Origin of the sequence: Streptomyces diacarni, from assembly GCF_003323715.1 — a bacterium.
Lineage (GTDB): Bacteria > Actinomycetota > Actinomycetes > Streptomycetales > Streptomycetaceae > Streptomyces > Streptomyces diacarni.
The window spans coordinates 23,168-45,067 of sequence record NZ_QOIN01000060.1; the positions used below are offsets into that span (position 1 = coordinate 23,168).

Genomic DNA, 21,900 nt, shown 5'->3' on the forward strand with positions numbered 1-21,900 from the left:
GGCTCGGCGGGGCTCAGCCCCGCCGCGGTGGCGGCGACAACGTAGCGGTCGACGAAGACCTGGGCGGTCCGCCAGGGGATGTGGGCACGCAGCGTCAGCAGGTTGGCCAGTGTGAGACCGTCGAAGTGCTCTGCCCGGCACGCCTCCAGGGGGCGGTCGGCCTCGAAAGTGAGCCGGTCCATCACAGCGGTGAAGAGCCGCATCACGGACGGGGCGGTGTCGAACGCCGCGGGCACCTGGGCCGAGGCCTCCTTGGTAATCGCCTGCCCGTGGAAACACTCCGGGTGGGGTCGGCCGGCACCCTCGCCGTCCTGAAGCCGCCCCGGAACACGAATACCCGGATCGTCTACGCCTCCTCCAGCGAGATGCACGGCGACCCCCTCGCCCACCCCCAGGACGAGAAGTACTGAGGCAACGTGAACCCGATCGGGCCACGTTCGGTGTACGACGAGAGCAAGCGCTTCGGCGAGGCCGCGGTGGCGGCCTACCGCCTGGAGCACGGAGCCCACACCTGCATCGACCGGCTGTTCAACACCCACGGTCCGCGCATGCAGCCGGACGACGGGCGAATGGTACCCAACTTCGTCCTCCTGGCACTGGCGGGCAAGCCCCTCACCATCTTCGGCTCCGGCCGTCAGACCAGATCCCTGTGCTACGTCTCCGACATCGTCGCGGCTCTCCTGCGCGCCCTCCGAAGCGACCACCCGGGCCCCCTCAGCCTCCTCAACCTCGGCAACCCTACGGAGCTGACCGTCCTCCGCGTCGCCGAGCTGATACGCGCCCTCGCCGGGTCGTCTTCCGAACTGGCCTTCCTGCCCGCCATGGAGGACGACCCGCGTCTTCGCCGCCCGGACATCTCGCTGGTCCGCGAAGTGCTCGGCTGGGAACCGGAGGTCGGGCTGCGGGAGGGGCCTGACCGAGGTCACGCGTCTTCCAGGGACCCGCGGGCGGCATGGATCGACACCCCCCGCGTGACGGAAGCCTGACGTCCCGGCACCCAGGGCCGCCCCGGCGACGGGCTCGTCGCCCGCCTCACCACAGTCCTCACCGCCCCTGCCCCCTCGGCCGGCGGTCAGCACGGCCCCGCCCCGCCCCGCACACAGGCCGTCCAGGACGTCGCCAGTGCCTGCGCTGCCATCCACCAGCGGCTTCGCCCCGGTCGGCGAGTGGGCGCTCAGCCCCGAGGTGATGGCGCAGGTCGAGCATAGCCCGGTGTGGTAGCCGTCGTTGCCGGCCCTCTGCCGCAAGGAATTGAGGCGAAGTTGGGCCTCGATACGGCCGTCAAGGTCGTACGGTGCCGCGTATGTGCCGACCGTGGCGGTGTCGGGAGTCGACGGCCTTACGCGATACCCGCCTGACAAAATGGCCGGCGAAGCGGCACTCTGTATTACTGAACGTGCTGTTCGGACAGACCTGAGCGCTTCTGTGCTGCCCCTGCTTCCCGGGAGCTCCAAGAAGCAGGCTTGGTGACGGCTGTGGCCGCATCCGCGGTGGGACAGTGGTTGCGTGGGTCAGGGGGACGGGGAAGAGACTGAGATGGGGGCGGTGCAGTCGTGAGTGGTTCGGAACCCAAAGGTGACAGCGAGCTGCCGGAGCCGACGTTCGGGCCACCGGTCCCGCCGGGTGAGCAGGGCATGCTCGAACCGCCGCGTGAGGAAGGCGGTCCTCTGCCTCTGCATCCGGGCGAGGGCTCGCTCCTCAGGCCGCAGTTGAAGGTTTCCCACAGCGTGCTGACCAAGGGCGCCACCAGCGCTGGGGAGATCCACACGGCCTTCTACGAGGCCGCGGCCTCGTTGGAGACGTCGACGCGCACGGCGGCGACGGAGTTCAAGGGGTGGACGGCCGCCCAGGGGCTGCGGAAGTCACAGGAACAGTGGGAGATCCAGGCCGGGAATGTGGCCGCGTGGCTGGCGAAAATCGAGCAGAGCCTGCGGGACGCCAAGAAGGCGTACAAGACTCAGGACCACGGCACCGAGACCGACCTGGACAGACTGGTGAAGCAGCAGGGGCAGCAAGACGGCCCCCGGCTTGGGCCTACCAGCCCAGCCCTCCCACCTGTGGCCCCGCGTCGTTCGGCGCTTGACGGGTACGACCGATGAAGAGCGGCAACTTCTACCACGAGTTGATGACCACTGACTTCTCGGTTCTCACGGACCTGGCCAAGAAGTGGAAAGCGGTCATCACCGCCATCGACGGCCTGTCCGGCCGGATCCACAAGGAGCTGATGAAGCCCTTGCGTGACGAGGGCTACTGGGAGGGCGCGGCCGCGCCCTACGCGTGGCAGATGATCGACGACATGGCACGCCAGGTCAGTCGGGCGACCGAGGTGGCCCGCAAGATGAAACAGGTCCTGGAGGACGGCGAGTCGGACCTGACCACGCTGCGCGGTGAGGTGAAGGGGATCGTCCGCCGGATCGAGGAGGGCAGCAAGGGGGCGGTGGAGGTGACCTCCCACGGGAAGGTGCGCGCCACCGCGAGCGGCGAGGTGGACAAGGAGACCGCCCAGATGGTCCGGGACGGGCAGCGTGACCTGAACACCGCCTTGCGTGGCGGTTTGTTCATCGACAGCAGCCTCGCCTACGCCCTCATGGCCGATGTCGGCCTCGGCCAGTGGTTCAACGCCAAGCCGCAGCACACCAACCTGGACAGCACAGGCGGCATCAGCCCCGACGACTTCGACGCTTACACCCGTGTCCTGGACGGCAAGAGTCCGCACGCGGACCCGAACAACGCGACGCCGCGCAGCACAGGTTGGGGCTGGCTCTTCGGCAAGGGGACATTCGAACCGAACCGGCAGTTCCACCAGGGGGACCCGTTCGTCAAGCAGCTCCAAAAGAGCGACAGTATGGCGTCGATCCGCGACCAGACGTTGCAGAAATGGCGCGAGGGAGAGCTGTCCGGACGGGTGAAACACAAGATTTCCGGGGAGGGACGCGGCGACCAGGTCAAGATGTTCGCCAAGGACATGGCGGGGCTGAGCGGCCTCGACAACCTCTGGGGCGGAGACACCAACGAGGCCCAGTCCCTCCTCGGCTCCTACGACGTCGACTACACGGTCAAGTCCGAGGAGCCGGACGGCTCTATCGTGGTGCAGTACACGCTCAACAACGACACCGACGTCGAATCCTTCCTCCCCGGCTACCCGAAGTGGCAGGAGAAGCTCAATCCCCCTGCAGGGCCCGGCACCGGCATCCACGAGAAGATGACCTGGACGGAGCGCATCCACCCGCCCCGTTTCGAGGCTCCGGATGAGCAGTGAAACGATGGCTTCCATGACGACTCACGGCTCGGCCGTCCCCACGCGCAGGCCGAGCGGCACGGTGTCACGCAAGGCGGCAGTGGTGGCCGCCTGCGCTCTGGCCACCCTCACCTCGTGCACCGTCCTGGACGACGCTTCGGGCTCGTGCCCGAAGTCGAGCACCACGGTGCGCGCCGGCGACCTGCACGGCGACTACCAGGGCCCGCACGGCATGCGCTTCACTCTCGGGCACGCCTCCACCCAGTACCCCGAAGGACGTACCGCACAGGTCGGCACGGTGCGGGTGAAGAATTGGGCGACCTCGCTGGAGGAACTGGGCGAGAACGGCCCTGCCGGCAAGGGGTTCCGGGGAGAAGGAACCTGGGAGTACCGCAAGGAGGAAACCACCGGTGGAGAGGGGTTCCGCCAGATCAAACTCGACTTCCTCCGCGGCACACCCGAGCAGCGGATTCCTACCGAAGCGCAGTATCTGGAAATCGGCGGCACCCGGACCGAGCCCGAACTGTTCGTCGAATCCGACCCGGACACCTGTCCCGGTATCGTCTTCCACCGGTAGCTGCCCCTCCCGCACAGCGGCCGGTGGCGCGACGCGGTGAGACTGCCGAGTTGTTCGTCGAGTGCGCAGAGCGGACGGGCAGGCCCCTGAACGCCGAGGCCGATGCCGTACTCGTGCATGCCGTACTCGTGCAGGTGGCGGCGGGCCTGCTGTCAGCGGTGCCGACAGTGGGAAGGCCGTGCGATGCCCGCAGGCCATGCCCATACCGTGGCCCCTGTCCGATGGCGGGCGATGTTCGACCAGGTCGCGGCCCGGATCGCGGGCGGGTTCGGGCGGGTTCGGGCGCGTTGAGCCCCGGCGGCGGCCCGTTCCTCCCTGCTCGGGCTGCTGACGGGCGTCGAGCGGAAGAACTGCCGACAGCTGGCCGAACGAGCGGGGAGAGAAACGGCCCGGGCCCGTGCAGCGTCTGCTGAATTACGCGCGAGGGGAGGCCGATGCGGTCGGCCACTCCCCATGAGCGGCGCCGTCCGGGCAGCGTGGCGCTGACACGCCGCGGCGCGCATCAGGTCTCGCGTCGGGTACCGCCGCCACGGGACGACGGCAACGCACGGGGCGCACGCGGGGTTGTGTTCGCATCCGAGATCCCTGATCTTTATAAGTGTGATAACGGAGAACGCGCGGTGGACGTCCTTGGCAGATGAAGGTCATCAAGAGGCGGAAGATCGGGCTCCGATTTTCCTCTGATCGCCTTCAGGGTGCCGTCATGCCTGGTAAGCGGGGCATCGGACGGTATCCGCCATGCGGGAACGCACGTCATCTGCCGTTCGGACAATTGTCAAAACATCAACGAACAGCGTTTGGAGGGCCGGGATACACTTCGCGAAACATGTTCGTAAGTATCGATGGGCAGTGCACGGGGGCACGTGATTCGTTGATGCCACTGACCCCGTAGCTGCCCTGCCGGCATACGGGGGTAGCCGCAAGTGGTGATAGCTGAGCGAACACGCGAGTTCGAACTCCTCGATGAGGATCTTGTCGAGAGTTCCTCGGGCCGGGGCAGGGTCGTCCTGCTCAGCGGCACGGTGGCAAGCGGGAAGACCACGCTGCTACGGGCCTTCTGCGACCGGCACGCCGACGGTGTGTGGCCGCTCTTCGCCACCGCGCCACCTGCGGCGCACGGCGAACCCTTCGGTGTGCTGCGCCAGTTGTTCGAGGAGACACCGTGGCCCCGCGACCGGCTGCAGGGCCTGCTCGGCACCGGACAGATGGCGGACTGCGCCCATTGCGCCGCGGCGGCACTGCTCGAACTCGCCGAGGACACCCCGCTGGTCGTGGTGGTCGACGACGTCCACTACGCAGACAAGCCCTCCATCCGCTGCCTGCTGAAGGTGGCGCACCGCAACAGGTCGAGCCGGCTCATGCTCGTGCTCGCCGAGTCCACGTGCGACTGGTCGGTGCGCTCCGTGTACCGGATGGAGCTGGTACGGCAGAGCCACTTCCGGCGCGTGCCGCTCGCACACCTGTCGGTCGCCGGCGTACGCGAGGTGCTGGCCGAGCACCTCGGCACGTCGATTGCGCAGCAGGTCGCCGAGGAGGTACACGACACTACGGGCGGCAACCAGTTGCTGGTCCGTGCGCTGGCGGAGGACTACGTCGACTCGCTGGAGTACGCCGACCGCGACGGATGGGCGGTCGGCGAGAGCTACCGGCAGGCGGTGCTGACGTGCCTGTACCGCAGCGGCCACGAGGTGCTCGAGGTGGCCCGCGCCCTGGCCGTCCTGGACATCGCAGGTTCCGCCCAGCAGATCGCGCACATGCTGGAGAAGCAGCCGCGCCCGGTGAGGCGCGCACTCCAGCGGATCGAACGACTCGGCCTGACCACTGGCGGCCGCTTCCGGCACCCGGCGGCCCGTGCCGCCGTGTACGACGATGTGGACCCGGGCGTCCTCGCCGACCTGCACTTCCGCGCCGCGCTGCTGCTGTACCGCGGCCGTCCGTGCGGCCGGGCCGCCGACCACCTGGTCGCCTCCCGCAGCGCCGACAAGAGCTGGGCCGTCGCCGAGCTGCGGCGGGCGGCGGAAGAGGCGCTGGCGAAGGACGACGACGAAACCGCGATCCGCTACCTGGAGTTCGCGCTGCACGGGCGTGCCGAACCCCGGGAGCGGGCGGGGCTTTCGATGCTGCTCGTCGTGGCCAAGCGGCGCAGCGATCCGGCAGCAGCGGTCCACCACTGGGCGGCGCTGATGCGGGCACACCGCCAGGGACTGCTGTCGGTGCCTCAGGTGGCCGACCTGCTGCGCTTCGCACTGTGGCACGGCTTCACCCAGGACGCCGAGGAACTCGTCGACTGGCTGGGGCGCGCGTATCACGCCTCCGACGGACCGCCCGACGGTGTGCTCCTCACCACCGGACGCCTGCTCAGACACACGTACCCCTCCTTCCTGCCCCCCGGCCGCCAGGAAGGGTCGTACTGCCCCAAGGACTGCGTCCCGCTGCCGTCGGGTTTCCCGGTCCAGGCCGCCGAGATGCTCAGCACTCTGCTCAGGGAAGGCGTGGACACCGACGGCTCCTGTAGCCGCATGGCTGAGCAGATCCTGCACAACATCCCGCTGTCGGACGAGTTCTTCGAGGCCGTCATGTCGGTGCTCCAGACCCTCGTCTTCTCGGGGCAGCTCCCGCAGGCGGCACGCTGGTGTGACGACCTGCTCGCCGAGGCCGCGCGGCGCGGCGTGCCGCGCTGGCAGGCTCAGCTCATGGCCTGCCGCGCCGAGATCGACCTTCGCAAGGGCGCTCTTCCCGACGCCACGCGGAATGCCGAGGGCGCCCTGACGCTGCTCGGACCGGACGGCTGGGGGGTGGGTATCGGCGCGCCGATCGGCATCCTCGTGAGCGCGGCCACGGCGCGTGGCGACGTGACGGCCGCTCGCGGCCACCTCAGGAGGCGGGTGCCGGAGGCGATGTTCCAGACCCGCTTCGGGCTCCAGTACCTCCAGGCCCGCGGCCAGTACTACCTGGCCGTCGGGCAGCCGCACGCCGCGCTCGCCGACTTCCGCTACTGCGGCAGGCTCATGGCGTCGTGGGACATCGACGCACCCGCGTTCCTCCCCTGGCGCAGCCAGCTGGCAGAGGTGCTCCTCCAGTTGGGCGACACCGAGGCGGCGCGCTCGTACGCCAAGCAACAGATCGCCCGTGCCAGGTCGCATACCACTCCCGCCTACGGCATGGCGCTGCGGCTGCTGGCCCAGACCGCCGACCGCCGGGAGCGTCCACGGCTGCTGAAGGAGGCCGCTGAGGTGCTGCACGCCTGCGGGGCACGGCTGCCTCTCGTCCAGACCCTGACCGACCTCGGCTACGCCTACGAGGCCGGCGGCAATCCCCAGAAGGCCCGGATGCTGCTGCGCAGGGCCGGCCGGCTGGCGGAAGTGATCGGCCTGCCGGACGTGCCGACACAGGCCGCCGCATCGAAGCAGGACCAGCAGACCCGGGGTTCCCAGGGACACTCCGGCGGAAGAGCGGAGCGGTCTCCCGCCGAGAGCCCGCCGCGCACCCTCACGGTCGCCGAGCGTAAGGTCGCCGCGCTCGCGGGCCTCGGCTACAGCAACCGCGAGATAGCCCAGAAGCTCTACGTCACGGTGAGCACGGTCGAGCAGCACCTCACCAAGGCCTTCCGCAAACTGAACGTGAAGAGCCGCGACGCATTACCACTCGATCTCGAGCTCGACATCGAGCTGCCCTCGCCTTCCGCGTCCGCACACGTTGACCCGTAGCAGACCTGCTCACGGAAGGCGCTCGCCGTGCAGGTGCCCACCTGCGGAAGAGTTGTCCTCGAAGAGCCATGGCCTGGCAGCCGGCCCGCCCGCGGCTGTGCATCGGCGACCGGTGCTCCGCCGGGCCGGCCGCTGTCGACCGCTCCACGCTCGCCTCCTGCCCCGACCGGCCCCGTTCACCTCACGCAGCAGGCTGCTTGCGCGGGGCCTGCCCGCACTGCCGGTTCTCCCTCGGCGGAGGGGCGGCCCGAGGGGGGCCCGTACCGGCCGCGCGCCACAGCACAACTAGGGCATCTTCTACGACTGGTTCGCAACCGTGGCAGCCGGGCAGGACCCTGCCTACGCTGTGGCCGGATCAGCATTTCACCGGCTACCCCGACGGCCTGACGTCCTCCGGCCCCCTCCGTCCGGCCGTCGTCGAGCACTGTCCTGTGCGCACCCGACCTCCGGAACATCCCTCATCCGTTCCAGCCGTACGTCAGCCGGCCGACCGAGCCGCGTCGCCGCGTTTCCACCGAGAGACCGAGAGGAGGTCCGCCGTTGATGACGAGCGTCCGACCGGTGCAGGCAGGTCTGCGTCGGCTTGGAGCGATGGCCGAGTCCGACGACGACAACGTCCGCACGGTCTCCGGCCGGCCGGGCCTCCTGGCGGAGGACCGGCCGTGGATGAGTGAGGACCATGTCGCTCTCGCCGACGCGGAGCGCAGGGGCGAGCCGACCCGGGGGCGCCAACCCGCCCTGCGCAACGCCATCATCGAGCGGCTGTACCCGCCGTCCTGGACGGCGACATGGGTAGCGTCGGAGGACGTCGAACTCGGCGGCCGGGCCATCCCGGCGCGGGGCGAGGGACCTGTACAGCGCCTACTCCCTGCACCGCAACCCGGATCCGGTCCGGTGCCCCGAAACGTTCGATCCCGAGCGCTGGGAGAAGGCGCGGGCCGGCAAGGGGCCGCCGCGCGGTGCGCTGCCGCCCTCCGGGGCGGGCAGCCACAGGTGCACCGGCGACGTGCTGCCCCTCACCGGTACGGCGCAGAGGGCCGCGGCCGGGTGGCCACCGCGTCCGGTCCCAGGCGTATGCCCGGAACCGGAGCCGAGGACCGCCCTCGAACCGGGCCCGCTGGCGACGCGCTGCGGAACACGTTGATGCCGCGCGCTGGAAAGTCGTGCGCCCCGACAGGTCCGCGATCCCCACCCGCCACCGCTGAGTGTGTCGGCGTACCAGGCAAGAGCCCGTAGCAGATGTGGAGGATCCAATCATGGACGAGCTGGTAGAGCGCCTGTCCGTAGAAGGTCAGAACGTCATAGTCGGCGGCCCGTCCCCCTCCGTGGGGGAGCTCCAGCGGCGCATCACCAAGATGGGCTATGTGTTCATCAAGTTCGTCACCACCAACGGCGGTACGGATCTCGGCGTGCGTATCGACGACACCCGTACCGACCTCAGCAAGGCGGACTTCGCGAACGGCACGGGCATCGCGCACATCGAAGGGACCCTCACGCTCAACTACGTGAAGGTGCGCTGTGTCGCCGATGTCGACATGGCCACGCTGAGCGGCACCGGTCACCTGGTGGCGCTCGAAGCGGCGCACATCTAGGCCGATCCGGCGGACCGCCGGCCGCCCAGAGACGGCCGGCACGGTCCGGGTGGACCTCGGGGTGGCTGCTCCCTGCGCGCCGGGAGCAGCCACCCCGATCTGTCATCAACCCCTGAGCTCACCAGGAGGAACTGTGCAGGCATCATCGCCGGCTGTCCGCTACACCCGCGCCCTCACCGTACTGGCGATCGGCGCTCTGCTCAGCACGAGCATTGCCGCCGCCGCGCCCGAGCCCGCCCACGCCGCCGTCGGGCACGTCGTCAACGCCGCCAGCGACCGGGCGGTGAGCAACAGCTACCTGGTGGTGCTCGACGAGGGTGCCCGGCCTGACGTGGCCGCGAAGTACGGTGCGCGGGTACAACAACGGTACGACAGCGCGCTCAACGGGATGCTGGTCCACGCCAGCGAGGAGCAGGCGCGCCGCCTGTCCGCCGACCCGTCCGTGCGCCTGGTGGAGCAGAACACCCGAGTGCACCGGCCGAAGCGGCACAAGACCGTGTCGCAGTCCGAGCCGACCTGCGGTCTCGACCGTATCGACCAGCGCAGGCTGCCCCTGGACGGCTCCTACACCTACCCGTCCGAGGCCGGTTCCCGTGTGGACGTCTACCTGATCGACTCGGGCATCGACTACGACCACCCCGACTACGCGCCCCGTGCCAAACCCGGTTTCGACGCCTTCGGCGGGGATGGCGGCGACGAGTTGGGCAACGGCACCTCCATGGCCGGCATCATCGGCGGCACCACGTACGGGGTGGCCAAGAAGACGAACCTGATCTCGGTCAAGGTGCTCGACGCGTCCGGCGGCGGCACCATCGCCGGGGTGCTGGCCGGGATCGACTGGGTCACCGAGCACGCCTCGGGCCCGTCGGTGGCGAACTTCGTCATCGGCCTCCCCCCGGACGACGTGCTCGACGACGCGGTGCGCAAGTCCATCGCGTCCGGGGTGACGTACGTACTGGAGGCGGGAGCGGACACCGACGATGTCGACAACGCCTCCCCGGCCCGGGTACGCGAGGGCATCACCGTAGGCTCCTCGGACTGCCAGGACACGGTGGCAACCTTCAGCAACCACGGCACGGGCCTCGACCTGTACGCGCCCGGAGTGGACATCACGTCCGACCGGCCGGGTGGCGGGACGACCACGGACTCGGGCACCACCGTCTCCGCCGCCCACGTCTCCGGCGCCGCCGCGATCTACCTGAGTCGGCACCCGAAGGCCACGCCGGACGAGGTGGCCGGTGCGCTGGACGCTGCGGCCGTGGACGGCGTCCTGACCGGTGTGCCCACCGACGGCACACCCAACAAGCTGCTCCAGATCGCCCGGTAGTCCGGGCTCGCCGACCGCGCACCGACCTCGTCTGAGGCCGGGCCCAGCCCCCGGGCCCTGTCTCAGGCGAGCGGCTCCACCACAGCGCCCTCACCCGGCACACCGTGCTCCCGGATCCAGGCCTGGCCCGTCCCCCGGGGCCATTCGCGATAGCGCCGGAACTCCACGGGCACGCCGCGGGCGGTGACCGGGTCGCGCGTGTCCATGACCTGAAGGTGTACATGCGGCTGGGTCGAGTTGCCCGAGTTGCCGCAGTCCGCGATGTGTTGTCCCTCGGTCACCCGCTGGCCCGGGGACACCCGCACGGAGTCGGCCTTGCAGTGCGCCAGGACGACATACGCGGCGACCTCGGACAGCGCGATGACCACGTGGTTGCCGGCGATGGCGCCGACGCCGCGCCGCGCCCGGCCCGCCTGGCCGAACGCGTAGGGCACCAGTGTCAGCTGGGAACGCCGCGCTTCGTGGTCGGGCTCGGAGTCGTGCACCGCGACGACGGTGCCGCCGCCGGGCGCGAGCAACGGCCGGCCGAAGGCGACGAAGCGCTCCGGCGGCTCGGTGGCGAAGAGGGTCCGCCAGTCGCTGACGCCGGAGGTACGGTGACGCTCGTCCACGCCGACGAAGTCGATGGCGTAGCGCCCACCGAACAGGTCCGTGCCATGACTCGGGACCCGCCGGGCCGGACTGTTCTCGATCAGCCAGCGCCCCGTGAACGGCAAGGAGAGCTCGACGGCCCGGGTATTTCGACCTGGCAACGGCGATTCCTCGGCAGCCATGGCGTCAGCATAGGTGAGCGGGTCGGCGCGCGCGGCCTGTTCTCTCCATCGCTCCGGGTGTGTGGCCGGCTCTCTCGGAGCGTGGCCGGCGCTCTGGAAGGCGTGGCTGGCTCTCTGGGAGGCGTGGCCGGCCGAGCCGACGCCACCGCCGATCCACCGCGGAGGTCACTGTGCGTCATCCGGCCGGAATAGCTCCTCGCCGGAGATCGCGGTTCCCTTTCGGTCGGAAGCGATTCTGTCGCTGTGTGGCAGCCGGCTGACCGTACCTGAGCTGCGCTGTTGCCCCCGCGATCACCAGGGCTCTCAACTCTTCGACGAACGAAGACGGCAATACTGATCGAGAAATTCTGGGGTTTCTTACAGTGCTGGGGAGCAGCACTGGCAACTCTCCGGAGCCACCAGGAGCATGGTCGGCGAATCCGTACGCGACTCCGCAGGAACGGGCCGGCAGCGAGTCGGGCAGCCGCACCTACAGTCGCGGATTCTTGAATCTCCTCCGGGCGACGGGCAGGAAATTGCTGATTATCGAAGATCTCGTGAAGTGCTATCGCGGCAGCACACGTGCCAACGACGGCATCAGCTTGCACGTCGAGGCAGGCGAGGTGGTCGGCCTCCTGGGGCACAACGGCGCGGGAAAGACCACCCTGATCAACCAGGTCGCGGGCCTGGCGATGCCGACGTCCGGCACCATCCGGGTGAGCGGGATCGACCCGGTCGCAGAGCCCGCCAAGGTGCGCAGAATGGTCTCGATCATGCCGCAGGCCCACGCGCCGCTCGCCGGCGTGACACCGCGCCAGGCCACCAGGACTCTGGCCCGCATCCGTGGCCTGGACAAGCAGGCCGCGCGGGCCAGGACCGACGAGCTGATCGCCGCCCTGGACATCGAGGCGTGGGCCGACACCACAGGGGAGAAACTCTCCGGGGGCGTCCGCCGGCTGACCGCCTTCGCGATGGCCGCGGCGGCGGGGCCCGGCCGGGTCGTGATGCTCGACGAGCCGACCAACGACGTCGACCCCGTGCGGCGCAGGCTCCTGTGGGAGCAGATCCGGGAACTCGCCAACCGCGGCTGTGCCGTACTGCTCGTCACGCACAACGTGATCGAGGCGGAGCGCAGCGTGGACCGCATCGTCGTGATGGCCTCCGGCAAGGTCGTGGCGGAGGGCACGCCCGCGCAGCTGCGCTCCCGGGCGGTCGGCGAGTTCCGGCTGGAACTGACGGCGGCCACCGACGGAGACCTGCCGAAGCTGCCGGACCACATCACCGCCGCGGGTCCGACGATGAACAGCACCCGGCGGCTGGTGGTGCCCCTGGACTCCGACGCGGCGTCGCCTGCCTTGGCCTGGGCCCAGCAGTTGCGCGACAAGGGGGACATCGACGAGTTCGCGCTCGTGCCGGTCGGCCTGGAAGACGTGTACGTGCAGTTGTCCGGCGACGAGGCCGCTCTCGAAGCCGAGAAAGGGGCGCAAGGTGAACCACTGGCTGCGTAGTTACGGCCTGCTACTCGGGTGGACGGCGCTGCGAAGCCGGGCGAACCTGGTCCTCAACCTCGTCATCCAGACCTGTCTCGCGGTGGGCATCATCATCGGCTTCGCCTACCTGGTGCCGCAGGTGGACGACGCCACCGCGCTCTACTTCGCGACCGGCGCCCCGGTGCTGGGCCTCATCACCGTCGGCATGGTGATCGGCCCGCAGGAGGTCGCCTCCGCGAAGCAGGAGGGCATCTTCGACTTCAACCGGTCGCTGCCGGTGCCGAGGACCGCCCTCATCGCGTCGGACGCCACGGTGGCGCTGTTCACCGCGCTGCCTGGCATCGTGGCCGCGCTCGTGGTGGCCGCGCTCCGCTTCGACCTGACGCTCGACATCAGTCCGCTGGTCATCCCGGCGGCGCTGCTGACCGCCTTCACCGCCATCGGCCTCGGCTACGGCATCGGTTACGGTATGGCGCCGCCGGTCGCCCGGCTGGTGTCCCAGCTGGTGGTGTTCATCGCGCTGATGTTCTCGCCCATCACCTTCCCGGCGTCCCGGCTGCCCGACTGGTTCGAGACAGTGCACAAGGTGCTCCCCTTCCAGTACATGGCCGACGCCGTGCGGGACACGCTGAACACACCGGCGGGCGGGGTCGGTCTCCTCTCCTTCGCCGTCCTCGCCATCTGGGCCGTGATCGGTTTCCTGGTCACGTACCGGATGACGGCCAGGAGGCCGTGAGGCTTCCCCACGGGAACCCCTCCCGCCGCGCCCTGGCGCGGCGGGAGGGGTTCGTTCGTTTTCCGGCCCGCCGGACCGCTATGACCGCAGCGGCTCCACGACCACTTCCTCCCCCGGCATGGCGCGCTCGCGGACGCGGCCTGCGCCCGTCCCCGACGGCCACTCCCGAAAGCGCCGGAACACCATGGGCACGCCACGAGCCACAGAGAGGTCGTCGCTGTCCATGGCCTGAATGTGGATGTGTGGCTGGGTTGAGTTGCCGGAGTTGCCGCAGTCCGCGATGTGTTCTCCCTCGGCCACCTTCTGGCCGGTGGTCACCCGCACGGACCCCGTCCTGAAGTGCGCCAGTGCGACGAACGGGCCGTGCTCGGACACCGCGATGATCACATGGTTGCCGGCGACACCGTTCACTCCGCGGCGCAGCCGTCCCCCCTCGCCCATCATGTAGGGCAGCAGCGCCAGTTGCGAACGCCGCGCGGCGTGATCGGTCTCTCCGTCGTGGACCGCGACGACCGTGCCGGTGACCGGTGCGGTGATCGGCCGGCCGAAGGCGTGGAAGATCTCCGGCCGCTCGGTACCGAGGAAGGTGCGCCAACTGCGGTCGGCGGCCGTGCGGGACCGGTCGTCCACGGCGACGAAGTCGATGGCGTAGCGACCGCCCAACGAGTCGGTGCCATGACTCGGCACCTGCCGCGCCGGGCTGTTCTGGGTCAGCCACCGACCGGTGAAGGGCATCGCGATCTCGAGGCCACGGACGTCGCGCCCCTGCGACGGTCCCCCTCCAGTCCGGCTCGCGACCGCGCCTCCGGCGGCGAGGACCGCGGCACCGAGCGCGACGGTGCGCGCGACGAAAAGCCGCCGGGAAGCGTCGGGGTCCACCGCGCTTGGAGCCCCGTGCGGCGCCCCGGCTGCGCCGGGCGGCGGCTGCGGCGCGCCGGGCGCGTCGGGTACCGACCGGGGCGCGCCGGCCGAGTCGGCTGCCGACCGGGGCGCGCCGGGCGCGTCGGGTACCGGTCGGGACGCCTCAGCCGGCCGGGCGGCCCGCCGGGCCAGGGCGCGGCGGAGCAGGGGGCGGGCCGCCTCCCCCAGGAGCAGTACGAGGGTGAGCCAGAGCAACACGGGAAGCCAGAAGGACGCTGTGGCATCCGCGAGGCGGCGCAGGGCGATGCTGGGCTCCGCCGGCCCGATCGTCAGCAGCACCGCGGTGAGCGTCGGGGCCAGCACGGCGAGTACGGTGCCGGCCCGCCGCCATCCGCTGCCGGCGCGGGTGGTGTCCCTGACGAGGCGTAGGTAGTGGTACCAGTGCGCCGCTGCCAGCACGGCGAGGATCAGGACACCGCTGACGAGTGCGACGGCCATATGAGTGAACTCCCGTCAAGGGTCACGGGGAGACGATGCCTCCGGTGGATACAAAAGCCGCCGCCCGAAGGCATGACGGCGCACACGGACTTCCCTTCTCTGCGGTGGGTTGGACCAGGTGGCCGCCGACCGGCGTCGCCGCTGGAACCGCTGACAGGACAGAGCCTTCCGCAAGCGGCCCCCCGTACGGCAGAATGAGGACGTTTCACAGAAGTTCTGGTTGGTTCCCCAGACTTTCCGGACAGCTTCTTGCGATCACCCGCCGCATTACCCACCGCGTTCCGGGGCTCCCGTCGAGCCGCCGCTCAAGGTCTCTCACGAGCCGACATAGGGGAGGAGGCACCGGGGATAGGGGGCCCCAGACGTTGACCCCTGTGGTGGCCCCTGCCTAGCCTGCCGAGGCGAATCCCGATCCCGAGCGAAATATTCCGATCCAAACATGGGGGACTAGCGTGCAGGCAGCCAACTCACTTACGCAAGCGCCTTTTCCCGTCGAGCCGCAGGTACTGCCTTCTGAGCCGGCTCATTGTGCGGAGAGAACCGGCATGGGCGCATACATTCCCCCACCGCCGCTGACGGACGCGGTAATCAGCGGTGAAGAATACGGGGACGTGCTGCTTTCTCTTTTCGAAAAGACGGGCATCGGTCTGGCCGTCCTCGACCCTGCTCTTCGGGTGCGCGCGGTGAACGACGTCTTCAGTGAGCAGTGCGGCCGCCCGCGCGCGGTCATAAGGAACCACAGCTTTGCCGAGTTGCTCCACCTGAGTGTCAGACAGCACCTGCTCCGTCAGTTCGAACTGCTCGTTCAGGGCGACCACACCCGGGTCGCATGCCAACCCCTCGCCACGCGTTTCGAGAACACCGGCATCGTCGGGCAGCTGGCCGCGTTCCCGGTCGACGACAGCGCGGGCAAGATGCAGTCGATCGTGGTGCAGTTCGCACCGGAACGCACGGATGAAGCGCTCCCGCTGGCCCGGGGGCAGGTGAAGCTGACGGGCCTCACCTCACGGGTTCTGGAAGGCGTGGCCGCGGGTGATCCGACCGTGCGACTGGCGGCGAAGCTGTTCCTCAGCCGCCAGGGCATCGAGTACCACGTCAGCCTTCTCCTGAGGCAGTTCAAGGTGCCCAACCGCACCGCGCTGGCCGCGAAAGCGTACTCGATGGGGATCTTCAGCATCGGCTGCTGGCCGCCCAAGGTGCTCCCCGAGTGCATACGCAACTGACACCGCCACGCCGTGGGCATCACCCGGGGCCGGGCCGCTCCCCCACCGTGCGCAGGGACCGAGTTGCGCACCGGCGGGGGGACGGCGATCAGCACATCCCCGCTGCCGGTGACCCGGTGGAGCGTCGCGGCCAAGGCGCTGAGCAGCAGACCGGTGGTCTCCACGTCATCGGCTCGGCGGCGAGCAGGTGCGCGGCCGGTCGCCAAGTGTGAGCACTACGTGCTCGGCGTGCCGGTCGCGTTACGGACGCCGCACGCGGTCGGCGGGGAAGGCGGGATCTCGCTCTGCCCGGAGGCTGAGAACTCCCCTCAGGTGACCTACCGAAGATGGCTGATGCCGTCCCACCCGTGCATCAACAACGGTTGACGCACCCATCGTGTCAATGTAGGTTGACGCGATGGGTGATCAACCGCTGCTTGCCTGCGGGATGGCCGCCGGCCCGCTCTTCACTGCCACCTACCTGCTGGAAGGCGCCGGCCGTGTGCACTACAAATCCTCCCGCCATCCCGTCAGTTCGCTCGCGCTCGGCCCCGCCGGGTGGGCGCAGACCGCCAACTTCCTCGTCGCGGGTTTACTGTCGCTGCTCTTCGCAGTAGGCCTGTGGCGTACCGGACCCTCCCACTGGGGTGCACTCCTGATCGGCGTATGGGCGGTCGGACTGCTGGGCGCAGGCGCCTTCCGCACGGATCCGGTGAGCGGTTACCCAGTCGGCACCCCCGATCAGCTTCAGCACCCCACCCGCGTCGGGGCTCTGCACGACCTGTTCTCTCTCATCGGATTCCTCGCCCTCGCCGTAGCCTGTTTCGTCTTCGCCCTGTCCAACTCGCCAGGCTGGGCCCTCTACTCGACCGCCAGCGGTGCGCTCTTCGCAACCACGATGACGCTGGCCAGTGCCGCGTTCAGCCAGCATGAACGCTGGGTCGATCTGGGCGGACTGCTCCAACGGGTCGCACTCACGATCGGCTGGACCTGGCAGACGCTGCTCGGCGCACGCGTTCTGCACACCTGACGGTCACCTCCTGTCGCCGCTCACAGCAGAGATGATCTTCCCGTGGCTGGTGCGCCGACCGTGGATCCCACACTCTCGCCCTCGCCGGATAGGCGGGCAAGCCGCGCCGGGGAGAACCGCGTGCACCCCGAGTCCAAGATCAAGTGCGGGACAGTCCTTAGAGCTCGTAACACGACCACGATCCGGACTTCTTCGGGCGCGTCCACGCACACGCGGGTCGTTGGCGGTGTGCACCCCGAAGACGCGATGCCCTTCGGGGCGCGCGGCAGGGGTTCGGGGTCAGGCGTTGTAGCCGCCGTGGGCGTCCAGCACCGCGCCCGTGATGTACGACGCGGCGGGGCTCGCCAGGAAGGCGATCGCCTCGGCGATTTCGTCGGGGTGCCCCATGCGTTGCAGGGACAGCGAGCTGAGCAGGGCCTTGAGGGTGTCCGGGTCCGGCGGTTGCATGTCGCTGTCCATCAGCCCGGCTTCCACGACGTTGGCCGTGATGTCGCGGGGCCCGAGGTCACGTGCGACCCCCATGGTGTACCTCTCGATGCCTGACTTGGTCGCCGAGTAGTCGGCAACGCCCGGGACGCCGACCCGGGAGCCCAGTCCGGAACTCACCGTGACGATGCGGCCGCCCGTGCGCAGAACTCGGGAGGCGGCCCGGATGACGGCGATCACGCCGAGGTAGTTGGTGGCGTGCATCCGGTCCAGTGCGGCGGTGTTGGCATCCGGGTCGTCCACCGTGCGGCCCTGCTCCACCGAGATCGCCGCGTTGTTGACGAGGATGTCCAGGCCGCCGAAGTGCGCGACCACGTCGTCGATCAGCGCCGGCGCCCGGCTCGTGTCCGCCTGGTCGGACTTGAAGGCGACCGCCTTGGCTCCCTTGCCGTGCACCTCGTCGACGACGGCCCGCGCCTGCTTCTCGGAGCTGACGTAGGTGAAGGCGACGTCGGCGCCCTGCTCGGCCAGCAGTCGTACAGTCGCGGCTCCCAGTCCGCGCGATCCCCCGGTGACCAGGGCGACCTTGCCCGTGAGTGGCTTGCTCATCGTTCTCACCTCGTTGATTGACCCGCTTTCCGACGGTCGCAACGTTAATTGTTACGACAGCCTGTTGCAACCTTCACTATTACGACTGCCGTAACATGAAGCGTTGTGACCGAGAGGAGGAGCCCATGAGCGCCAACAGCAGGCTGACCATCGCCGCCCACGCGCTGGCCTGGATCGGCCTCTACCAGCGCCAGGGCCATGAGGTCGCCACCTCCGAGCAGATCGCGACCAGCGCGAACACCAACCCCGTGGTGATCAGACGGCTCCTCGGCGAGCTGCGCAGAGCCGGGCTCGTGGAGTCCCGGCGGGGCGTGGGCGCGGGCTGGTCGCTGGCACGCGAGCTGGAGTCGATGACCCTGTTCGACGTGTACGAGGCAGTGGAACCCGGCCCGCTGTTCGCCATGCACCGCACCACCCCGGACCAGGGATGCGTGGTGGGTCACGGCATCCAGCCGGCAATGCAAAACATCTACGAGGGCATCGAGGAGACCGTGAGACACGAGCTGGCCCGCGTCACGCTCGCGCACGTACTCCGGGACGTACTCGCGACACCTCGCTAGCCTCCGTCACGCCCTGACATCACCAAGATCCTCATCTGATGCTCCAGCTGTAGATCGGGGTCTTCAGACATCGGGCAGCGCGGCCGGGGCGCGCGCCTCACCCTTCGAGTCGACGCCCCCTTGACCGGAGTGAGTACTCACTCCGATACTTGTGGCCATGACGACAACACCAAGTCGGCGAAGAGCACCGGCGATGGACCCCGACAGTCGCCGGGAGGTGATCGTTCGTGCTGCGCTTCCCCTCATGATCGAGCACCGCAGCGCGGTGACGACACGCCAGATCGCTCAGGCCGCAGGCATCGGGGAGGGCGCCATCTTCCGTGACTTCGCGGACAAGGAGGAACCCCTGGAGGCATGCGTGCTGGAGGCGCTCAGCCCGGCCCACCCCCTCGACGAACTCGCCCTGGTGTCCATGGGCCAGCCGCTCGCTGCCCGGCTGACCGAGGCCGCCTCAGCATTGCACGCCCACTTGGACCGTGTCGGCGCGGTGGTCAGTGCGCTTCATGCGACAGGCGGGCGGGGGCGAGGTGTCCGTCCCGGCAGCTCAGAGGCCCCGCCCGATCGTGCGGCCGGTTCCCTGCCCGTGCGAGAGGCGCTGCGGTTGCCTCCCGAGCAGGCAGCACTGATCTTCCTGGGGCTGCTGTTCGTCGGGGCTGGCAGTCCGCCGGCAGGAGGCGAGCCAGCGGATCCGTCGTCGCACTTGGGAGTGCGCGACCTCGTCGACGTCTTCCTGCACGGCGTCCTGTCCCAGCCGGTCGAGAACTGAGAGGCGGAGCATGCCCATTACGCTGAACCACACCATCGTCCCAGCCGTCGACAACGAGGCGGCAGCACGCTTCTTCGCCTCCGTCATGGGACTGGACTATCGAGGTGCACATCGGCATTTCGCGCCGGTGAAGGTCAACGATTCTCTGACGCTGGACTTCATGTCCGTCGAGAATCCGGTCGGCCATCACCTGGCCTTCGACGTGGACTCATCGTCCTTCGATGCGATCCTCGCCCGGCTCCACGCCGCCGGGGTGCCCTATGGCAACGATCCCAGCGAGCCCGACAACGGCCGGATCGATCACCCGTTGTGCCCTCGGGGCCTGTACTTCACCGACGACGCCGGGAACCTTTACGAGGTCATGTCCCCCAGGTAGCGGCCAGCCGGAACTGCGATCGCACATCCCGCGCAACGGTGACAGCCGTGCTCAGCCCACACTCATGCCGACGGAAATGGCCGGCCCGGGACCGGGCTTGATGGCGGCGGCGCCATCCGGACCAATCGAGCCGGTGAGTCGCATGGTGGACGGGCCGGATGAGGAGAGCGATGAACAGGCGCTAAATTTCGTTGCAAGACTGGGGCAGCAGCCCACCGGGGGCGGGCCGGCGGGCGTGTCCCTCAGCACGGACAGCGGCGAGGAAGGCACGAGGAAGGCAGGGGCGAGCATCGCAAGGGTGACCCAGCGGGCCCAGGAGGGATAGCGGAGGACCTGGTGCTCCCTTCTTCACATCTCCGGTCTCGTCGACCACCAGCACCGCATCCTCGTCGTGCAGATGTTCCACCACGTAGTCGCGGACATCGTCAGTCACGTACCGCGTCGGCATCCCGGGAGGCTCGGCACAACAGGCGCTGCATCCCGTGCGGGGTCTTCTCCCCGGCCCACTCGGCGATCGTCCAGCAGTTTTCGCGCGGCAGCTCCGCCAGCAGTCCCAGGACCAACCGCTCGGCCCTGCACCGAGGCTCATCCCTCGCGAAGCGACCCGCTATCCGTCCCATCAGGCTCTCGGAAGCCTCCCGCCAGCGAACGGGATCTCTGCTGTGACTTGCGGCCATCGTCTCATCGTCAGTCCACACAACTCACGATGATCAGCGGTGGCCGCGCCCGTCCCCGCACCGGCTCCCGCCAGCAAGGTCACGGTCTACAGCTGGGTATGAGTCCGACGAACCCGAAACGTTGCGTCGTGGCAACCGAAGTCCTGGGTATTCACCGACAAGTCCGGCGCACGCTTCTAGGGTATTCCCCAGAATGTGTGCGGAGATGGTTTTGAACGATGCCCGCGCCTTTACCGCATCCGGCGCCCCGGGGACGCAATACTAGGACAACACCTACCCAAGGTCCGGAGCCGTGGCGGATTCCGCACCGCCCTTCTACGTTTCCTTCACGAGCGAAGGCGCGGAAGGGGACGAGATGCTGGCGCATGGCTGCGTGGTCGAGCGGGTCGGCGATTGGATACCGTCGGCACGAATCTCCAACGCTCAGCTGCCGGCCCACTGGGGCGTGACGGACGTCTGGGTGCGCTCCCGTGCCGGGATCGCCACACGGCACCGGGCGCGCCCGGGCGCCCGGCTGAACGTCACGTCCGCCCGGGGCGACCGCGCCTCCGCGCGCCGTGGCGCGCGGACCCGGGCTCTGCTCGCCGAACGCGGGGCGAGCACCGACGCCGGCCATGCCACGGCGCCGCGCCCGCAGGGGCGGAGCGCGGAGGTCGCGGTCCGGGCGACCGCCGACGTCTGTCGCGTGCCGGGCGACACCGCGCACGTCAACGCGCGCGCCACCGCGACGCCGACGAACCACGCGAACCACGCGAACCACGCGAACCACGCGGGCGACGCGGTCGAGACAGCCGGGGCAGCCCAGGCAGCGATGATCGGCCGGCTGCTGCCGCACCGGTCGAGCGTGACAGTGCCGCGGGGCGTCCTGGGGCGCAGTCCTCAGGGCCGCCGGTGCGATCGAGGGCGCGCTGACCGTGCTCACCTTCGAGCGCGGGCTGGCCCCCGCCCGTCGCCGACCTGGCGGAACGCTCAGCGGAGGCGGGTGCCGGAGGGGACCTGGACGGCGTCACGCAACAGCGCCGGGCCCAGCGGTGCAGCGCAGCGGTGAGCCATTCCTTCGGATTCGGCGGGCGCAATGCCGCGTTGGCGCTGTCCTCGGCAGGAACGTCTGACGGAGGCGGCAGACGCCGTACACAGGCCCCGGGCCCCTGGCAACCCCCGAGTCGGGGGCCCGGACTCATACCCATGCGGTGCACCGGCATTCGGTCCAGGGGGATTCCGGCGGCAGCCACGCCCGCACCGGGCCGTCGCACCCCGTCCTCCAGCGAGCGGCCCAGACGTCGGATCGACTGGGAAAACCTCTGAACAGCACGCTGCTAGGAGTTGTCTTCAAATGTCACGCCCACATCAGGAGCGAGGCGAGGGTGACGGCTGCTTGGTAGGACTCGGCGGTCTTGTCGTAGCGGGTCGCGATGCCACGCCACTGCTTGAGTCGGTTGAAGCACCGTTCCACGACGTTGCGCCGCTTGTAGAGCT

Annotated in this window: 20 protein-coding genes and 1 pseudogene; 16 read left to right on the forward strand and 5 right to left on the reverse strand. The window is 69.3% G+C overall.

Translation table 11 applies throughout. The annotated features are described in order from the left end of the window. The first annotated feature begins 269 nt into the window (after positions 1-269). From DTL70_RS33920 to DTL70_RS28585, 9 genes are all read left to right on the forward strand, one after another. Positions 270-410, forward strand: a complete 141-nt coding sequence (locus DTL70_RS33920; RefSeq protein ID WP_220183662.1) for a hypothetical protein — start codon at positions 270-272, stop codon at positions 408-410. Positions 411-416: 6 nt separating this feature from the next. Continuing rightward, on the forward strand, positions 417-986 hold the full coding sequence (locus DTL70_RS33925) for an NAD-dependent epimerase/dehydratase family protein (protein ID WP_220183663.1): 570 nt from the start codon (positions 417-419) through the stop codon (positions 984-986). A gap of 567 nt (positions 987-1,553) precedes the next feature. Further along, positions 1,554-2,099 carry a hypothetical protein gene (locus DTL70_RS33755; protein WP_181861125.1) on the forward strand — a complete coding sequence of 182 codons (546 nt, stop codon included), beginning with the start codon at positions 1,554-1,556 and terminating at the stop codon, positions 2,097-2,099. After that, a complete protein-coding gene (locus DTL70_RS28560) occupies positions 2,096-3,259 on the forward strand; it encodes a hypothetical protein (protein WP_114024905.1) in 1,164 nt (387 codons plus the stop codon). The genes DTL70_RS33755 and DTL70_RS28560 overlap by 4 nt, the downstream gene beginning before the upstream one ends. 13 nt (positions 3,260-3,272) lie before the next feature. Beyond that, a complete protein-coding gene (locus tag DTL70_RS28565; protein ID WP_147266831.1) occupies positions 3,273-3,815 on the forward strand; it encodes a hypothetical protein in 543 nt (180 codons plus the stop codon). 926 nt (positions 3,816-4,741) lie between these two features. Continuing rightward, entirely contained in the window at positions 4,742-7,522 is a 2,781-nt protein-coding gene (locus DTL70_RS28570; protein WP_181861126.1) for a helix-turn-helix transcriptional regulator, read from the forward strand. An 850-nt stretch (positions 7,523-8,372) separates the two neighbouring features. Further along, the gene (locus DTL70_RS35200) at positions 8,373-8,666 is read left to right on the forward strand and encodes a cytochrome P450 (RefSeq protein WP_114024919.1); all 294 of its coding nucleotides are present in this window, start codon (positions 8,373-8,375) and stop codon (positions 8,664-8,666) included. 112 nt (positions 8,667-8,778) lie between these two features. Beyond that, positions 8,779-9,114 (forward strand): MbtH domain protein, encoded by a 336-nt coding sequence (locus DTL70_RS28580; protein ID WP_114024908.1) that lies wholly within the window; start codon positions 8,779-8,781, stop codon positions 9,112-9,114. A 133-nt stretch (positions 9,115-9,247) separates the two neighbouring features. Continuing rightward, positions 9,248-10,441, forward strand: a complete 1,194-nt coding sequence (locus DTL70_RS28585) for a S8 family peptidase (protein ID WP_114024909.1) — start codon at positions 9,248-9,250, stop codon at positions 10,439-10,441. A 62-nt stretch (positions 10,442-10,503) separates the two neighbouring features. Here DTL70_RS28585 and DTL70_RS28590 read toward each other — a convergent pair whose 3' ends face one another. Further along, on the reverse strand, positions 10,504-11,214 hold the full coding sequence (locus DTL70_RS28590; RefSeq protein ID WP_114024910.1) for a M23 family metallopeptidase: 711 nt from the start codon (positions 11,212-11,214) through the stop codon (positions 10,504-10,506). 536 nt (positions 11,215-11,750) lie between these two features. Here DTL70_RS28590 and DTL70_RS28595 point away from each other — a divergent pair. Continuing rightward, positions 11,751-12,701, forward strand: a complete 951-nt coding sequence (locus DTL70_RS28595) for an ABC transporter ATP-binding protein (protein ID WP_245979921.1) — start codon at positions 11,751-11,753, stop codon at positions 12,699-12,701. Further along, entirely contained in the window at positions 12,682-13,419 is a 738-nt protein-coding gene (locus tag DTL70_RS28600) for an ABC transporter permease (RefSeq protein ID WP_114024912.1), read from the forward strand. Before DTL70_RS28595 ends, DTL70_RS28600 begins: the two co-directional genes overlap by 20 nt. A 78-nt stretch (positions 13,420-13,497) precedes the next feature. On the opposite strand, the gene DTL70_RS34855 is transcribed toward DTL70_RS28600, so the two are convergent. Further along, complete coding sequence (locus DTL70_RS34855; RefSeq protein WP_281278735.1) at positions 13,498-14,778, reverse strand: M23 family metallopeptidase; 1,281 nt, start codon at positions 14,776-14,778, stop codon at positions 13,498-13,500. A gap of 545 nt (positions 14,779-15,323) precedes the next feature. Between DTL70_RS34855 and DTL70_RS28610 the strand changes: the two genes are divergently transcribed. Together DTL70_RS28610 and DTL70_RS28615 are read left to right on the forward strand one after the other, a co-directional pair. After that, a complete protein-coding gene (locus DTL70_RS28610) occupies positions 15,324-16,001 on the forward strand; it encodes a PAS domain-containing protein (RefSeq protein WP_114024913.1) in 678 nt (225 codons plus the stop codon). Positions 16,002-16,398: 397 nt separating this feature from the next. Further along, positions 16,399-17,010, forward strand: coding sequence for a DUF998 domain-containing protein (locus DTL70_RS28615; protein WP_114024914.1), 612 nt, complete (start codon positions 16,399-16,401; stop codon positions 17,008-17,010). A 279-nt stretch (positions 17,011-17,289) separates the two neighbouring features. On the opposite strand, the gene DTL70_RS28620 is transcribed toward DTL70_RS28615, so the two are convergent. After that, positions 17,290-18,045, reverse strand: coding sequence for an SDR family NAD(P)-dependent oxidoreductase (locus DTL70_RS28620; protein WP_114024915.1), 756 nt, complete (start codon positions 18,043-18,045; stop codon positions 17,290-17,292). A 125-nt stretch (positions 18,046-18,170) separates the two neighbouring features. On the opposite strand from DTL70_RS28620, the gene DTL70_RS28625 reads away from it, so the two are divergent. The 3 genes from DTL70_RS28625 to DTL70_RS28635 all read left to right on the forward strand — a co-directional run bounded on the left by DTL70_RS28625 (position 18,171) and on the right by DTL70_RS28635 (position 19,747). Continuing rightward, entirely contained in the window at positions 18,171-18,605 is a 435-nt protein-coding gene (locus tag DTL70_RS28625) for an Rrf2 family transcriptional regulator (RefSeq protein WP_114024916.1), read from the forward strand. A gap of 244 nt (positions 18,606-18,849) precedes the next feature. Continuing rightward, positions 18,850-19,371, forward strand: a complete 522-nt coding sequence (locus DTL70_RS28630) for a TetR/AcrR family transcriptional regulator (protein ID WP_245979924.1) — start codon at positions 18,850-18,852, stop codon at positions 19,369-19,371. Between the two features lie 10 nt (positions 19,372-19,381). Continuing rightward, positions 19,382-19,747 (forward strand): VOC family protein, encoded by a 366-nt coding sequence (locus DTL70_RS28635; RefSeq protein ID WP_114024917.1) that lies wholly within the window; start codon positions 19,382-19,384, stop codon positions 19,745-19,747. A gap of 340 nt (positions 19,748-20,087) precedes the next feature. Here the strand turns inward: DTL70_RS28635 and DTL70_RS34545 are convergent. Both DTL70_RS34545 and DTL70_RS28650 read right to left on the reverse strand, forming a co-directional pair. Then, positions 20,088-20,367, reverse strand: a pseudogene (locus DTL70_RS34545) (transposase); the annotation flags it as partial. Between the two features lie 1,393 nt (positions 20,368-21,760). Further along, the coding region (locus DTL70_RS28650; protein WP_147266794.1) for a transposase at positions 21,761-21,900 on the reverse strand (140 nt) is incomplete at its 5' end.

What these genes read in the sequence shown, in the direction of transcription:
- DTL70_RS28635 (WP_114024917.1), top strand. Translation starts at nt 19,382, where the DNA reads ATGCCCATTACGCTGAACCACACCATCGTCCCAGCCGTCGACAACGAG.
- DTL70_RS28625 (WP_114024916.1), top strand. Translation starts at nt 18,171, where the DNA reads ATGAGCGCCAACAGCAGGCTGACCATCGCCGCCCACGCGCTGGCCTGG.
- DTL70_RS28630 (WP_245979924.1), top strand. Translation starts at nt 18,850, where the DNA reads ATGATCGAGCACCGCAGCGCGGTGACGACACGCCAGATCGCTCAGGCC.
- DTL70_RS28565 (WP_147266831.1), top strand. Translation starts at nt 3,273, where the DNA reads ATGACGACTCACGGCTCGGCCGTCCCCACGCGCAGGCCGAGCGGCACG.
- DTL70_RS34855 (WP_281278735.1), bottom strand. Translation starts at nt 14,778, where the DNA reads ATGGCCGTCGCACTCGTCAGCGGTGTCCTGATCCTCGCCGTGCTGGCA.
- DTL70_RS28590 (WP_114024910.1), bottom strand. Translation starts at nt 11,214, where the DNA reads ATGGCTGCCGAGGAATCGCCGTTGCCAGGTCGAAATACCCGGGCCGTC.
- DTL70_RS28560 (WP_114024905.1), top strand. Translation starts at nt 2,096, where the DNA reads ATGAAGAGCGGCAACTTCTACCACGAGTTGATGACCACTGACTTCTCG.
- DTL70_RS28615 (WP_114024914.1), top strand. Translation starts at nt 16,399, where the DNA reads ATGGGTGATCAACCGCTGCTTGCCTGCGGGATGGCCGCCGGCCCGCTC.
- DTL70_RS28610 (WP_114024913.1), top strand. Translation starts at nt 15,324, where the DNA reads ATGGGCGCATACATTCCCCCACCGCCGCTGACGGACGCGGTAATCAGC.
- DTL70_RS28620 (WP_114024915.1), bottom strand. Translation starts at nt 18,045, where the DNA reads ATGAGCAAGCCACTCACGGGCAAGGTCGCCCTGGTCACCGGGGGATCG.
- DTL70_RS28580 (WP_114024908.1), top strand. Translation starts at nt 8,779, where the DNA reads ATGGACGAGCTGGTAGAGCGCCTGTCCGTAGAAGGTCAGAACGTCATA.